Below are 15,090 nucleotides of genomic sequence, written 5' to 3' on the forward strand. Positions count from 1 at the left end.
ATAAAACCTCACATATGTTTAATGTATACATTATACACTATACAGTATAATATTCAGAAATGTCAATAATTAATAAAATTAAAATAAAACAGCTGTATTATATCACTGCCATTTTCTAAAAATCTGTTGCATCCTTGTAGATAGCTTAAAAATAGGACTCTGGATAAAACGTGAAGATAAAATTTTAAAATAACTGGAAGCATCTGACATACCTCCTCCAACACCCATAATCACAATTTCCAGCAGCAAACCCAAAACATTAAACGAGGAGTATTTTGGAAAATCTATATAGAGGGCACTTTCCACTGATTTCCTTTCAACCTGTTTGCATTGTTCCGTTTCTGTTCATATAATAACTAACTTGTTACCATCACTCCATCAACATGCAAATAATAACAACTTACTCCTGACTTTAACCAACCAGTTTTTTGTCACCTTTTACATAGTCAAGAATGTTTTAGATCTTATTGGCCATCTTGTTACCAAATTGAAAAAATCCCCCAGGTAAAGGGAGAAAAATGAAAAAAGGAGCCTCCCACAAGTTCGCAACAAACTTATGAGAAGCCACTTTAAATTTACCTCTATGTTAGAATTCCACTAATAGACCCTTATCTATCAAGGGTTTGAGCGGTCATCACATCATGCCGCCCGTATGCTGCTAGAGTGTAATACTGTTAACATTGAGTGAAAAAAGTGCAGTAAATCAATGTTTTGGATATTATTGTCTGTAACATCTTTAACGAGGATTTACCGCTTTTTATGGGATTGTGTTAGCAAAATGTTAGCATATTATTGAATCTATTAATTACATATTCAATATTTCCTCAGTGCTATTTGTGTTAACGTTCAACTTGCTAATCACTACTAACTCTGAACGTATGCCCCTCGTATTCCTCACAAATCCACTCCCACTGGCGTACTATTTTTTCTAGTTTTAATTTCTTCAGTGGATTTTGAATATACTCAAATAGTATATCTTTACTCTCTTCATGTATAATACAAAGAAAATAATTGTCACCATTTATATGAGCAGCAGTATATTCGTTATTTGTCATTGAAATTTTATCTCCACGACTTCTCACAGATTTTACCTCTATATATCGTTCCTGATTATCTGGTGTTACGCTAACAACATCATAGCCTAAGTTTTGCTTACTAACATCTTTAGCTTTATTACCTTGCATTTCTTCAAACTCTACACATTGGTTTTCTGCTGCTCGCCAACGTGTAATAGATTTTTTAATTCGGGACATTTCATTTAGCTGGTCCGAATATCGGTTTGATTGTACATTTTCATTTTCTGAAAAATTAAATGTAGCTTTCCTTCTTCCAAACCCAGATAAAGATACACTTGAATTAATTGATTCTTTACCTTCTATATTTTCAAGGTTATAAATTTTAATAAACCATTCAATCTCACTAGAAGTTAACTGTAATTTGATTTCTAATAACAGCATGTATAACTCTTCTTTAGAAGCGTCAAATATGCGAATCAGCACATTATTTTTTTTGAAGTAACAGCTGCTCATATTAAATTCTTCATGTGTGATTATAGTTTTATTACGGATTTGCTTAATTAAGTTTGCGTATAACTTAACTAAAATCAAGTCTGGTAATTTAACTACAAACTCTCCTTCGGATAGCATAGTAATCCAATCATTAATTGAGTATGATTCTTTCGCATATTGCCTTATAAAACTATCTAAAATATTCAATCCTTCCGGATGTATTTTCGGCAAAGAATAATTTAATGGCGTATGTTGACGTATCCAATTCCACTCAGCATCATCCAAAAAATTGGACCTTTTTATATAATCTTTCGGAGCTATTGAACGACCATCTTTCATCTGTAACCAATTAGTCTGTAACAATACTTGAAATTGTTTTTCAAAGAACTGCGATATCTTTGAAAATGCATTTCTTTGCAGAATAATGGAAAGGACATTAGATAAATGAGGATCACTTGATATAATATCTTTTTTAATAGCTTCAAATAATAGACTGACACTTGATAAAAGAGCTTCTTCTGTCCGTTTATCTAATGTGATATGCTTTCTACTTGGATCAGTAGAAAAATCACTATTTATCTTAAATAAATATGGACTTTGTTCATATGTGGGTAGATAACAATGAAAAACAGCTTCTTCCTTACGACAAGGAATAATTTCTTGTTTTTCATTTAAAGCCAGTGCAATTTGGGTCTTATCGTTGCTTAATATTTGCCACATAGATTTTCTACCCTTGAATTTAATCTCAATATGCTCATGACTTCGTACTACATTTCCTTTAATATGATTCCCCTTCACTTCTATAGATACATTGCTTATATGACGTAAAAACAAAAAGTAATCTGCTGTTACGGATTGCACTTCCTGTATTAAGGTCGAGAAATTCGCATTACAAAATACAAATATAGTTGTAAATCCTTTTTGTTTTAGATAATTTAAATTTTCTTCTATTTCAAAATCTAATGATTCCACTAAAAAAGGGATTCTAATAGTAGGCACTTTACTTTCTTCTACTTCACCTAATTGTTCTGCGGCTAGACTTTTTGAAAAGGTAAACGTACAATCATTTGAATGTATATAGATTTTCGTTGAAAGATATGTTGTACTTTTAAACCCAACACCCCTATATCCAATTGTCTTTCCTCGTTTTTTCTCACTAGCTCCAGACCTACAAATACTCATTACATCTGTATCATCAAAAGGCTTACCATTATTTGCAATATAAACGTGGCCAGCTGATTCAAATACGTAAAATGACGTTGCATTAGCATCATCAGCATTTTGAAGCATTTCTATAAAAACACGTTCGCCATAGCTCTCAGTCATATATGACTCCATAGCAGCCATATCAGCCAACAGTTGTGGTGAATTTTTCGCCTCTAAAAGAAAATCATCACTTAGCTTTAGAATTGTTTGTTGAAGGAAATTATACATAGTCTATCAATGTCACATTAAGACGAGCTTTTTGTTCCTTATCTTTGATAGTTTTAACCCACTTTAAAAGCATAGCACTACCACGACTAGCTATTTCCACCTTTTTATCATGTTCGTCTCTATCATCCCAGTCCTCGTCAAACGAGTGAATATCCTCAAAATCACTTACAAAAGACTCACATACTTCTTCTAGACAGTCTGCGAAGCTATTATCTTTATATTTGTTTGTTTTTATTAGTTCTAGCATTCGATCAGCTAATTCAAATTCCCCAAATTTTATTGCTTCGGATATTATATAGTGGTAAACATCATTAGAAAGTCCAAAACATACTTCAACAATATCATCATTTTCTTTAAGTATATTTACAACCTTTTCATATCCTTGTTTTTGTTCAATATTGTAAATAACACTACCTGTATATCTGTATCCGTCTTCTTTTATTAATGAATGTGTATTTTGAAGTATATATTTCCACATTTCTACAGCTAAATCTAAATTAATTGCTGATATTTTACCAATAATTTCAGTAAGTTTATTTGCATGTTCTTCAATATTATCTTTCAATATATCAAAACTTTCTACTAAGATAGCTTCTCTTTCGGTATTACTTTTGCGTGTCATACTTATCACCACTCCTTATATTCCGTTTTAATATTAATTCCAAAAAATATGGTATTTAGATAGAAACATTATACAGTAAATATGAAAAAGAAGTAATTGTATTTCAAACGTTCTAAACCCACTCTATCTAAATCTTCTCTTCTAATGTACTCCCATGTAATAACTCTTCCAAGCTTTTTTTATTTCAGACGGAAATAATTTGTTCTTTGTTTTAAACCAGTCATCTATTTGATCAAATTCATCTGTAATTTCGACATCTTATAAGCCATGTAACTTTATCTAGCATTGTACTCCCCCTAAAAACTAAGTTTAAGATGACTAAAATCAAATATATAGATATAACTATTATACGATATATCTTATAAAAGTATGGATAAATTTCCTAGATATTCAACAAAAAGGGCAATTCTAATAAGAATCCAATATTCGCAACTAAAAGAGACTTCTCAAAAGTTGAACGAACTAATGAGAAGCCTCTATTATAAATTTATTATGTTAGCATTTAGTTAGCAAATCACACTTAAACCCTTATATATCAAGGGGTTGAGCAACTATCACATCATGCCGCCCATTCCACCCATGCCGCCCATGTCAGGCATTGCAGGAGCGCCGCCTTCTTCAGGAATGTCCGCTACTACTGCTTCAGTAGTCAGGAACATTGCTGCAACGGATGCTGCGTTTTGAAGTGCGGAACGAGTAACTTTAGTTGGGTCTACGATACCTTTTTCGATCATGTTAACCCATTCGCCAGTTGCTGCGTTGAATCCTACACCCACTTGTTCTTTCTTCAGGCGTTCTACGATGATAGAACCTTCAAGTCCTGCGTTGTGGGCGATTTGGCGGATTGGCTCTTCAAGTGCGCGAAGCACGATGTTGATACCAGTCGCTACGTCCGCGTCTGCTTCGATTGAAGCGACTTTGTTGTAGACGTTCACAAGTGCAGTACCACCACCGGAAACAATTCCTTCTTCCACCGCTGCGCGAGTAGAGTTCAATGCGTCTTCGATGCGAAGTTTACGCTCTTTAAGCTCAGTTTCAGTTGCAGCACCGACTTTAACGACTGCTACACCGCCTGCAAGCTTAGCAAGACGCTCTTGTAATTTTTCTTTATCGAATTCAGAAGTAGACTCTTCGTGTTGAACGCGGATTTGATTCACGCGTCCCGCAATTTTTTGTGGATCCCCAGAGCCTTCTACCACTGTTGTGTTTTCTTTTGTTACGACAACTTTCGCTGCGCGACCTAGTTGAGTGACGTTTGCAGATTTAAGGTCTAAACCTAAATCTTCAGTGATCACTTCACCGCCAGTAAGGATGGCAAGGTCTTCAAGCATTGCTTTACGACGGTCACCGAATCCAGGAGCTTTGACAGCCACTGCATTGAATGTTCCGCGAAGTTTGTTTACTACTAATGTTGCAAGTGCTTCACCTTCAACATCTTCAGCAACAATCAACAATGGTTTGCCTTGTTGTACCACTTGCTCAAGTACAGGAAGTACTTCCTGAATGTTGCCGATTTTCTTATCAGTGATCAAGATGTATGGATTCTCAAGAACTGCTTCCATCTTGTCAGAGTCTGTCACCATGTAAGGAGAAGCATATCCGCGGTCGAATTGCATACCTTCCACTACATCAAGTTCAGTCGTGAACCCTTTGGATTCTTCGATTGTGATGACGCCGTCGTTTCCAACGCGCTCCATTGCTTCTGCAATCAATTGACCGACTTCTTCGTCAGCAGCTGAAATTGCAGCAACCTGTGCGATTGAATCTTTGCCTTCGATCGGCTTGGAGATGGCTTTTAATTCTTCTACTGCCGTTTGAACCGCTTTTTCGATCCCTTTACGAACGCCTACAGGGTTAGCCCCGGCTGTTACGTTTTTAAGACCTTCACGGATCATTGCCTGTGCAAGAACCGTTGCAGTTGTTGTACCGTCACCGGCAATTTCATTTGTTTTGCTTGCTACTTCAGCTACAAGCTTTGCACCCATGTTTTCGAATGCATCTTCGAGTTCGATTTCTTTCGCAATTGTCACACCATCATTTGTGATAAGGGGTGAACCGTATTTCTTCTCAAGTACCACATTACGTCCTTTTGGTCCAAGAGTTACTTTAACTGCGTTTGCTAATTGATCTACCCCGCGAAGCATGGAACGGCGTGCTTCTTCGCTAAATTTAATATCCTTAGCCATATTCAAAGTCCTCCTCTTATTGTTTAAAGTAATGTTTTATATTCGATTGGTTAATTATTCGCCTACAACAGCCAGAATGTCGCTGTCACGAAGGATCAGATATTCTGTACCTTGGTATTTCACTTCTGTACCTGCATATTTAGAGAAGATGATTCGATCGCCGACAGACACCTCAAGAGCAACGCGCTCACCGCTGTCAAGAACGCGACCTGTACCTACAGCAACAATCTTACCTTCCTGCGGCTTTTCCTTTGCGGAATCCGGGAGTACAATACCGCTTGCTGTTTTTTCTTCTGACTCAACTAGCTCGATAACGACGCGATCACCTAGTGGTTTTAACAAGTGAAACAACCTCCTTGAAAATATGTAAGTATTTTTTATTAGCACTCGTTTGTCGCGAGTGCTAACACAACTATTATATTAATTAATTCGGTTTCATTTTGCAAGAGTCCTGCTTAAAATTTTTTTCGTCATTTTCCTCCTTTTTTCACACCTCTCTATCCTATGTCCGGGTTTGTCTTTGTATTCCGGTTTTCTTCAGTTCCCTCACCCAAAGCGCTACGATTTGAAGAGTTGGGCGATTATTAGTAGAATTGAACAAGATGATGATTAAAGGAGACGTAACGTTGAAAAAACATTTTGGATATATATTGATTGCATATATTGTGATGCAGCTTTCAAGTATCGTCGGGATTCCTCTTTTATATAAGATCGGTGTGGACGTGCTTGGGGAGCCTGATAAACAGGTAAGGGCGCTTGTCCCCGGTTATTGGCTGGTGATCAGCTTTACGCTTACGCTGGTTGTCGTGTGGGCTATTCTTAGAAAAAGCGAAACGAGCACGAAACTTGAGAGGAGTGCCCCGCTCAATGCAGGAGGCTCGATCGGCTGGGCGGTCGCAGGGATTTTCATCGCATTCTTTGCGCAATCAATCGCGATTCAGATTGAATTTGCACTTGGGATTGAAATGGGATCTGAAAACACGCAGACGATTATTGGTATCATCGAAAAAGTTCCTTTGACGATGCTTGTAGCGGCTGTAATCGGTCCGATCCTTGAAGAAATCGTATTCAGGAAGATTATCTTCGGTGTGCTTTATGAGAAACTGAATTTCTTCTTTGCAGCTCTTGTCAGTTCCATCATATTCGCCCTTGCCCACTTTGAACCGGAACACGTCATCCTGTATTCAGCGATGGGCTTTACCTTCGCTTTCTTATATGTAAGAACGAAGAGAATACTCGTGCCAATTTTTGCTCATGTAGCAATGAATACTTCTGTCGTTCTAATACAATCTATCTATAAGGACGATATTCAGAAGATCATGAATGAAGCTGAACAAATACAAGGATTTATTGGAGGATTATTTTAATGAGAAGATCACCGCTTGTCTCAGGTGTGATCTATCTCCTGCTGGGAATACTTTTCACATACTTTGCAATTCAGAATGTAAGAGATGATGGTTGGGGATTTTTCACTTATATACTTGTCTTTCTGGCTACCCTTGACTTCGGGTCTGGCCTCAGAATGATTATGATTCACTTTAAAATCAGGAAACAGCTTAATAATAAAAAATAAGGATTGGTCCCCTTGGGATCAATCCTTATTTTTATCTTCTTCATATTGTTCCAATTCAAGCTTCTGTTCCGCTTCAATCACCTTTTTATATCCAATCTTTGAAATCCAAAGACTGATCTCATATAGGATGAATAACGGCACTGTCACCATCAAATGGGATATGATATCCGGTGGAGTGATGAACGCGGCAATGATGAAGAGGACAAAGTAGGAAATTTTCCTTGCTTTTGCCATCACCATTGGAGTGACGATCCCCAGACGTGTAAGAAACAACATCGCCACTGGGAGCTGGAACAAAAACCCGAATGGGATTGTTATTTGAAATAAGAAATGAAAGTACTCATTGATACCGATGACCTGCTGGATTTCAAGATTTTCCGACAGTCCCATCATGAACTTCACGACATATGGAAACAGGATGAAGTATGAGAAGGACAAACCTCCAAGGAATAGGAGGACGGATACAGGTATGTAGCTGAGTGTGACCTTTCTCTCTCTTTCATAAAGACCAGGTGATACAAACGACCATACCTGATAAAGGATGACCGGCGAAGTAATGATTACAGAGACGAAGATGATCATCTCCATGTAAATCTTCAGGGGATCCGTCACCCTGAATGCATTCATGGTCATGTCCTTTGCTTCATCGGCATGCTGTAAATAAGTGATCAGCGGACCAGCGAGGAAAAAACCCGCTATGACCGCTAACAAGAAGAAAACGACTACAATCATGAGTCGTTTTTGTAATTCTCCTATATGCTCATACAATGTCATGTCTTTCTGACTTTGACTCATGGCGTTCATCCTACTCTATTACTTAGCATCTTTTGATTTATCGTCATCATCTGCTAAGCCTTTTGTTGCATTTTTAAATTCACGTAAAGTATTTCCGAATGCTTTCCCTAATTCCGGTAATTTCTTAGGACCAAAAATCAGTAAAGCGACAATAGCGATTAATACGAGGCTACCTGGACCTGGCATAATGAGACACCTCCTCTTTTACATCTCTATCATATCGCAAATCATGTGAAATGGCTATTCCGATATGATTCCATCTTGTGACATTTCCGTGTCATCCTCAGAATAATGCTTCAAAAAGTAAACCAATGACTGCAGCTCCACTGCCAAATCGATATGATGAACGCGGATATGATCCGGTACCGTCAGCCTTGCCGGCGTAAAGTTGAGGATACCCTTGATTTTTGAAGAGACCAATCTGTCTGTGATATTCTGAGCAGAAGATGCCGGCACAGTCAGGATCGCCACTTCAATATTCTGATTCTCCAATTTTTCTTCCAGATCATCTAAGTGAAATACCGGTACCTCTCCCACCTGGTTTCCCACTTTTGATTCATCGACCTCAAAGGCCATTTCTATCTTAGTATTATTATTTTTGATGAAATTATAGTTAAGAAAAGCCGTCCCTAAATTCCCGACTCCGATCAATACAACCTTGGTCAGTGCATCTTGATCGAGCGTCTTTCTGAAAAAAGAGAGCAGATAGTTAACATTATATCCATATCCTTTTTTCCCTAACGCCCCGAAATAGGAAAAGTCCCGCCGGATGGTGGCAGAATCCACCTTCACCGCTTCACTTAACTCCTTCGATGAAACCCTCTGCTTGCCGGATGAGTATAAATTTTTGATGAAACGGTAATAAAGCGGCAGCCGCTTAGCTGTTGCCTGTGGAATTTTCGTTGTATCCTGGTTCATATTGCATTCCCCCACATCTATTCAAAGCCCTGTTACCTTTGAACCGTCTGTTAACGCTTTCAAAACTAACAGATAAACAATTTATTCAGGCTCTCCTACCCATCATACACTATATTCTATCCTATATGTATGAAGATTAACAGTCATTCATCGATATGTATGATTGCCGTTCTCCTCTCAAATACGGTACACTAGCACTATGAAATAGAGGTGAAACGTAATGATTCTACTACAAGTGAATCAACTAATCAAAAACTTTGGTGCAGAAACCATCCTTTCGAATATCAAACTTGAAATACAGACCAGAGATCGGGTAGCGCTCGTGGGCCGTAATGGCGCAGGAAAATCGACTCTATTAAAAATAATTGCCGGCCACTTATCTTATGATGCCGGCGAAATAACGAAACCCAAAGGTATAACAATCGGGTACCTTGCCCAAAATACCGGCCTTGAATCAGGCCTTTCGATCCAGGCAGAAATGCTGACCGTTTTCGAAGACCTGATAGCCCAGGAAAAACAGCTGCGGGCATTGGAAAAACAGATGGCCGATCCTGCAGTCTACGAAAATGAAGAACTCTATCAGCGTGTGTTAAAGGAATACGATGAGCTTCAGGTAAGCTTCAAAGAGTCGGGCGGTTATCAGTACGAAGCAGATATCCGTTCTGTCCTGCATGGACTGAACTTCGCAGATTTCGACTATGAAACGAAAATCTCCACATTGAGCGGAGGACAGAAGACCCGTCTTGCACTGGGGAAACTGTTATTGACGAAACCTGATATTCTCATTCTCGATGAACCTACCAACCACCTGGATATCGCCACACTATCCTGGCTCGAAACGTATTTACAAAGCTATGAAGGAGCCGTTCTGATCGTTTCCCATGACCGTTACTTCTTGGATAATGTCGTCAACCAGGTATATGAAATCTCAAGGAAACGAAGCAAAAAGTTCCTTGGCAACTACAGCAAATATTTACAGCAAAAAGCCGAAGACTATGAAAAAGATCTGAAGCTTTTCGAACGCCAGCAGCAGGAAGTGGCCAAACTTGAAGACTTCATTCAGCGGAACATCGCCCGTGCATCGACAACGAAGATGGCCCAGAGCCGCCGCAAAAAGCTCGAACGCATGGATTTGATGGACAGGCCGCTCGGTGATGAGAAGTCAGCCACCTTCTCATTCAGGATCGACCGTCAAAGCGGGAATGATGTGCTGAAAGTAAATGATCTTTCGATTGGGTACGAGAAGGATGAAGAAATCTCATGCCACATCGATTTCTCCGTAAAAAAAGGCGACAGCATTGCACTAGTCGGTCCAAATGGAATCGGAAAATCGACTCTGCTCAAGACGCTGGTGAATAAGCTCGGTCCCCTCTCAGGAGATTATAAATTCGGCTCGAACGTTTCTATCAGCTACTACGACCAGGAACAGGCAGAACTTTCATCAAACAAAACCGTCCTCAATGAACTGTGGGATGAATACCCTATGAGTAACGAGAAAGAAATCAGGACCGTACTCGGAAATTTCCTGTTTTCAGGGGAAGATGTCTTGAAACCAGTCTCTACACTGAGCGGTGGAGAAAAAGCGCGCCTTGCCCTTTCAAAGATGATGATGGAAAAAGGGAACGTCCTCATCCTTGATGAGCCGACGAACCATTTGGATCTGGACAGTAAGGAAGTGCTGGAAAATGCGCTCATCGATTATCCCGGAACCATTCTGTTTGTATCTCACGACCGTTATTTCATCAATAGAATTGCGACCAAGGTGCTGGAACTCTCTAAAAACGGTTCGACAGAATACCTTGGAGATTATAATTATTATATGGAAAAGCTGCGGGAACAGGAAGAATTGGCTGCACTGGAGCAGGCAGAAAAAGGACAGCCGGCATCCAGCTCATCCACCCATCAGAAACAAAGCCATAAAATCGATAAAGAAGCAAAAAAACTTGAACGGCAGCGAAAAAGAAGAGTAAAGGATATCGAAGCTCACATGGAGATTCTGGAAGGGATCATCGAAGAACAGGAAGAACTGCTTTGCGACCCTGACATCTTTCAGGACCACGAAAAAGTCCAGGAAATCAATAACAAACTGAACGCGTCCAAAGAAGAACTTGATGAATTGTTAGAAGAATGGACGGAACTGGAAGAGCTTCTTCAGGAAGAACAGTAATCCACAGGTTTGAGTAACATTGCTGTTACTCGAACCTCTTTTTAATCCACATCATTATCCACATATCGGATATTGTTTAATCGTTATTCACAGAAGTTTTCCACATTATCCACAAGAAGATCAAGGGTTATACACATTTATCCTCTCTTTTACCCATATGTTTTTCACAAGGTGTTCACATCCATCATTAAGTTATTAACAACTTATCCACAATCTGTTGATAAAACGTATGTTCTGCTATTAAAAAAGCTTCGAAAAGGTTCAAATTTTACCTTTTCGAAGCTTTTATTTTGAATCTGTAAAATTACGCTGTTAATAACCAGAATAAACTTTAACAGACCTTTTATTAGAAATTCTCTATATCCAGTCCGGGATTGGCGTTCATTGCCATGTTCCCTCTTTTACCCTGTTCAAATAAAATCGTCCCTGCTGCTGCAATCATCGCAGCATTATCTGTGCATAAGGACAATGGAGGGATGACCAGTTCTGTATCCAGTTCCTTAAACGTCTTTTCCAATGCTGCACGCAGCCCTTTATTGGCAGCTACTCCGCCTGCCAACAATAATTGTTCAACATTATACTCCTTAACCGCTTTTACCGTTTTGGTTACCAGCACATCAATTACACTTGCCTGAAAGCTTGCGGCAAGGTCTTGTGGATAAATGGTCTTGCCCTTCTGTTTGGCATTGTGTAACGTGTTGATAACTGCTGATTTCAAACCGCTGAAACTGAAATCATATGAGCCTTCTTCCAGCCATGCCCTTGGGAGGTCCAGAGTCGGTTCCCCTTCATGTGCCAGCCGGTCAATATGAGGACCGCCCGGATAAGGAAGATTCAACGTCCTGGCTACTTTGTCATACGCTTCTCCCGCAGCATCATCTCTCGTTTCACCGATTACTTCAAATGAGCCATGCTCTTTCATCAGCACAATCTCCGTGTGTCCCCCCGAAACCACCAATGAAAGCAGAGGAAACTTCATTTCGTTTACTAACCGGTTTGCATAGATATGTCCGGCTATATGATGAACGCCGACCAGTGGCTTATTATGAGCGAATGCAAGGGCCTTGGCAGCATTGACACCGATCAAAAGCGCGCCGACCAAACCGGGTCCTTCCGTAACGGCGATGCAATCGATCTCTTCCATTGTCATTTCTGCCTGCTTCAGCGCCTCTTCCAAAACGAATGTCACTTGTTCCACATGATGACGGGAAGCAATTTCCGGCACTACCCCGCCAAAACGTTTGTGGCTTTCGATCTGGGAAGAAACGATATTCGTCACAATTTTTTTCCCATTTTTTATGATGGCGACAGCTGTTTCATCACAGCTTGTCTCTATTCCTAACACATACGTATCTTTTGTCATAAATTCACCCACATTACTAAAGCATCTTCTTGATTATCCGAATAATACCGCTTCCGGATTCCACCGTCCTGAAAACCCATCTTTCTATATAACCCTTTCGCTGCTACATTGCTCACCCTGACTTCAAGAGTCATCACACGCGCCCCGACTTCTTTAGAAATTTCCATGATCCTCATCATAAGGTCTTCACCAAGTCCCTGTCCCCTGTATTCGGGCAGCACCGCAACGTTGGTGATGTGCGCTTCGTCCACAACAAGCCAGACACCGCAATAACCGGCTATACGTTCCCCGTCTTCTGCAACAAGGTACGTGGACAAATGATTCTGTTCAATTTCGTTGTAAAAAGCTTCTCGACTCCATGGGATGCTGAATGAACTATGTTCAATCTCCATCACAGCATCTAAATCATCAATCGTCATAAACCGAATATTCATTTTTCTTAACGATCCTTTTTCTCATTTAAGAGTTTTTTTGAGACTCCAACCACTTCACTTCAGCCTCCGCCAAGCGAATATAATTAGGAACGACTTCATGAGCCGTTTGATCCTTTAAGGATGCACCAATATAGGCAAGCTCCGACGGCCTGGGATTATTACTCACAAACGGGGCCAATTTAGCCTTATCTTTCAGGACATCTTTAATTATCTCCTGATGAATGTTTACATCATTCCCGATAAACAAGATTTCCCCGTCAAATTCTTTCAGCTGATGTACCCATTCACTGAGCAGAATGTTTTGATCCTCCACAACTTGAGTGATATTGTCGCCTTCAAACTTGTACAGTCCTGTATACACCTGTCCCCTTCTGGCATCAAATATCGGAGCGATATGACCCGTGAAATTCCTCCCTGAGGCAGCAAGTGCCGCCAGGCTGGATACCGGGATCAGAGGAATATCTAAAGACCATGCGAGCGTCTTCGCAAGTGTAACACCGATACGCACCCCTGTATAAGAACCTGGTCCATTCGCCACGACTATCTTCGTGAGCTCTTTGGGCTCAGTCTCACATTCTTTCAGAAGCTGCTCAACTGCGGGCATAGCCCTAACAGAATGATTCTTCTTAAAAAAAGTTATATGTTCGCCTATCACTTTTCCCTCATCTATTAACGCGACCCCCAGCGGATAATTGGAAGTATCAATCGACAATATTTTCATGAAATAATCTCCTTACATAACTCATTATACCTTTCCCCGTAAGGCTTTAATACAATCTTCCGCGTTGTATCGCCTTCCCTGTGTATCGACAGACTCAGTAATTCCTGCGGAAGCTGATCCTCTATTAAGTGCGCCCACTCGACAACGGTCACTCCCTCACCTTCAAAATACTCATCAAATCCCAAGTCTTCAAAGGAATCATCCAAACGATATACATCCATATGATAAAAAGGCATTCGTCCCTTATATTCTTTAATTATTGTAAACGTCGGACTGTTCACAGTCTTCTTCACTCCAAGACCCTTAGCGAGTCCCTTCGTAAATGTCGTCTTCCCGGCACCCAAGTCACCTTCCAATGTTATCACATCCCCTGCCTCCAGGTAACGTGCCAATCTCTCAGCAAACTCACCCGTCTCTTCAGGAGTATTCGTCATGATTTCAAACTGATCCATATTTATCTCCTCAACTTAAGTAGAGTATAAAAAACCCTTAGGATGGCACCTAAGGGACAATATATATGTAGTTTACCCTTTTTGGGGTATTTGAGTAAAGGCAGGTGCTGCAATATCATGAAGGAAGTTAGTAAAAGAATACACATAAGGGACACAGGAGTTGAAATTCTTGATGAGTGAAGTATGAAATACTCCGTTTAACCCGAATATACTTAGTTTTCAACTACCCTGCTTTTATCATCAACTTCAAAAACATTTAGGCAAATAAAAAAACGAAACCAAAGTTTCGTTTACGTGTAAAGTAATGGCGGTCTGGACGGGACTCGAACCCGCGACCTCCTGCGTGACAGGCAGGCATTCTAACCAACTGAACTACCAGACCAATGGTATTGCGGGGACAGGATTTGAACCTGCGACCTTCGGGTTATGAGCCCGACGAGCTACCGAACTGCTCCACCCCGCGACGATAAAAGTGACTACTTATATTATATGCTATCGAATACAAATGTTGCAAAAAATCTTATATCCGCCTGGCGACGTCCTACTCTCACAGGGGGAGAGCCCCCAACTACCATCGGCGCTGAAGAGCTTAACTTCCGTGTTCGGCATGGGAACGGGTGTGACCTCTTCGCCATAGTCACCAGACGAATATTTAATTGAAGGGTTGTTCCTTCAAAACTAGATAAAGAATTGATGTCAAGTATGTTACCGGTATCGTATTAATCCAGCTCCGGCGGCTAGAGACTCGAGGTCATTTCCGGATCAATCAGCTGAGGGAAGTACACCCTCCTCTGCTTGCCCCGAAAATGCTTGTCGTCTCTGAACGAGCCGCCTCCGCTTTTTCGTTTGGTTAAGTCCTCGATCGATTAGTATCAGTCAGCTCCACATGTCGCCATGCTTCCACCTCTGACCTATCT

Annotated in this window: 14 protein-coding genes, 2 tRNA genes and 1 rRNA gene; 3 read left to right on the top strand and 14 right to left on the bottom strand. The window is 40.3% G+C overall.

All coding sequences use genetic code 11. The annotated features are described in order from the left end of the window. Positions 1-854: 854 nt before the first annotated feature. From HP456_RS10635 to groES, 4 genes are all read right to left on the bottom strand, one after another. On the bottom strand, positions 855-2,834 hold the full coding sequence (locus HP456_RS10635; protein WP_172250813.1) for a protein NO VEIN domain-containing protein: 1,980 nt from the start codon (positions 2,832-2,834) through the stop codon (positions 855-857). Between the two features lie 100 nt (positions 2,835-2,934). Continuing rightward, positions 2,935-3,564 (bottom strand): hypothetical protein, encoded by a 630-nt coding sequence (locus HP456_RS10640; protein WP_172250815.1) that lies wholly within the window; start codon positions 3,562-3,564, stop codon positions 2,935-2,937. A 554-nt stretch (positions 3,565-4,118) separates the two neighbouring features. Further along, positions 4,119-5,750 (bottom strand): chaperonin GroEL, encoded by a 1,632-nt coding sequence (groL, locus tag HP456_RS10645; protein WP_172250817.1) that lies wholly within the window; start codon positions 5,748-5,750, stop codon positions 4,119-4,121. 54 nt (positions 5,751-5,804) lie between these two features. Next, positions 5,805-6,092, bottom strand: coding sequence for a co-chaperone GroES (gene groES, locus HP456_RS10650; protein ID WP_172250819.1), 288 nt, complete (start codon positions 6,090-6,092; stop codon positions 5,805-5,807). A 284-nt stretch (positions 6,093-6,376) separates the two neighbouring features. Here groES and HP456_RS10655 point away from each other — a divergent pair, with 284 nt between their 5' ends. Together HP456_RS10655 and HP456_RS10660 are read left to right on the top strand one after the other, a co-directional pair. Then, entirely contained in the window at positions 6,377-7,117 is a 741-nt protein-coding gene (locus HP456_RS10655; RefSeq protein ID WP_172250821.1) for a CPBP family intramembrane glutamic endopeptidase, read from the top strand. Then, on the top strand, positions 7,117-7,323 hold the full coding sequence (locus HP456_RS10660) for a YdiK family protein (protein ID WP_172250823.1): 207 nt from the start codon (positions 7,117-7,119) through the stop codon (positions 7,321-7,323). The genes HP456_RS10655 and HP456_RS10660 overlap by 1 nt, the downstream gene beginning before the upstream one ends. A gap of 18 nt (positions 7,324-7,341) precedes the next feature. Here the strand turns inward: HP456_RS10660 and tatC are convergent, their stop codons facing one another. Genes tatC through HP456_RS10675 form a run of 3 tightly spaced genes read right to left on the bottom strand, consistent with a single transcriptional unit; the run spans position 7,342 to position 9,036 of the window. Next, positions 7,342-8,127, bottom strand: coding sequence for a twin-arginine translocase subunit TatC (gene tatC / locus HP456_RS10665; protein ID WP_376766207.1), 786 nt, complete (start codon positions 8,125-8,127; stop codon positions 7,342-7,344). A 9-nt stretch (positions 8,128-8,136) separates the two neighbouring features. Beyond that, positions 8,137-8,304: a twin-arginine translocase TatA/TatE family subunit gene (locus HP456_RS10670; protein ID WP_032085426.1), complete on the bottom strand. Its 168-nt coding sequence runs from the start codon at positions 8,302-8,304 to the stop codon at positions 8,137-8,139. 54 nt (positions 8,305-8,358) lie between these two features. Beyond that, positions 8,359-9,036, bottom strand: coding sequence for a redox-sensing transcriptional repressor Rex (locus HP456_RS10675; protein WP_172250827.1), 678 nt, complete (start codon positions 9,034-9,036; stop codon positions 8,359-8,361). Positions 9,037-9,256: 220 nt separating this feature from the next. Here HP456_RS10675 and HP456_RS10680 point away from each other — a divergent pair, with 220 nt between their 5' ends. Beyond that, positions 9,257-11,203: an ABC-F family ATP-binding cassette domain-containing protein gene (locus HP456_RS10680; protein WP_172250829.1), complete on the top strand. Its 1,947-nt coding sequence runs from the start codon at positions 9,257-9,259 to the stop codon at positions 11,201-11,203. A gap of 346 nt (positions 11,204-11,549) precedes the next feature. Here HP456_RS10680 and tsaD read toward each other — a convergent pair whose 3' ends face one another. From tsaD to rrf, 7 genes are all read right to left on the bottom strand, one after another. After that, positions 11,550-12,566: a tRNA (adenosine(37)-N6)-threonylcarbamoyltransferase complex transferase subunit TsaD gene (gene tsaD, locus HP456_RS10685; protein ID WP_172250831.1), complete on the bottom strand. Its 1,017-nt coding sequence runs from the start codon at positions 12,564-12,566 to the stop codon at positions 11,550-11,552. Continuing rightward, positions 12,563-13,000 carry a ribosomal protein S18-alanine N-acetyltransferase gene (gene rimI / locus HP456_RS10690; RefSeq protein WP_172250833.1) on the bottom strand — a complete coding sequence of 146 codons (438 nt, stop codon included), beginning with the start codon at positions 12,998-13,000 and terminating at the stop codon, positions 12,563-12,565. The genes tsaD and rimI overlap by 4 nt, the downstream gene beginning before the upstream one ends. A gap of 25 nt (positions 13,001-13,025) precedes the next feature. Continuing rightward, positions 13,026-13,721 carry a tRNA (adenosine(37)-N6)-threonylcarbamoyltransferase complex dimerization subunit type 1 TsaB gene (tsaB, locus tag HP456_RS10695; RefSeq protein WP_172250835.1) on the bottom strand — a complete coding sequence of 232 codons (696 nt, stop codon included), beginning with the start codon at positions 13,719-13,721 and terminating at the stop codon, positions 13,026-13,028. Further along, positions 13,718-14,173, bottom strand: coding sequence for a tRNA (adenosine(37)-N6)-threonylcarbamoyltransferase complex ATPase subunit type 1 TsaE (gene tsaE, locus HP456_RS10700; protein WP_172250837.1), 456 nt, complete (start codon positions 14,171-14,173; stop codon positions 13,718-13,720). Before tsaE ends, tsaB begins: the two co-directional genes overlap by 4 nt. A gap of 305 nt (positions 14,174-14,478) precedes the next feature. Continuing rightward, positions 14,479-14,555: transfer RNA gene (locus tag HP456_RS10705), tRNA-Asp, on the bottom strand. A gap of 7 nt (positions 14,556-14,562) precedes the next feature. Next, positions 14,563-14,636, bottom strand: a tRNA-Met gene (locus HP456_RS10710). Positions 14,637-14,701: 65 nt separating this feature from the next. Beyond that, positions 14,702-14,818 (bottom strand): 5S ribosomal RNA (rrf, locus tag HP456_RS10715). Positions 14,819-15,090 lie beyond the last annotated feature (272 nt).

This window comes from Bacillus haikouensis (assembly GCF_013179555.1).
GTDB classification, from domain to species: Bacteria; Bacillota; Bacilli; order Bacillales; family Bacillaceae_B; genus Rossellomorea; species Rossellomorea haikouensis_A.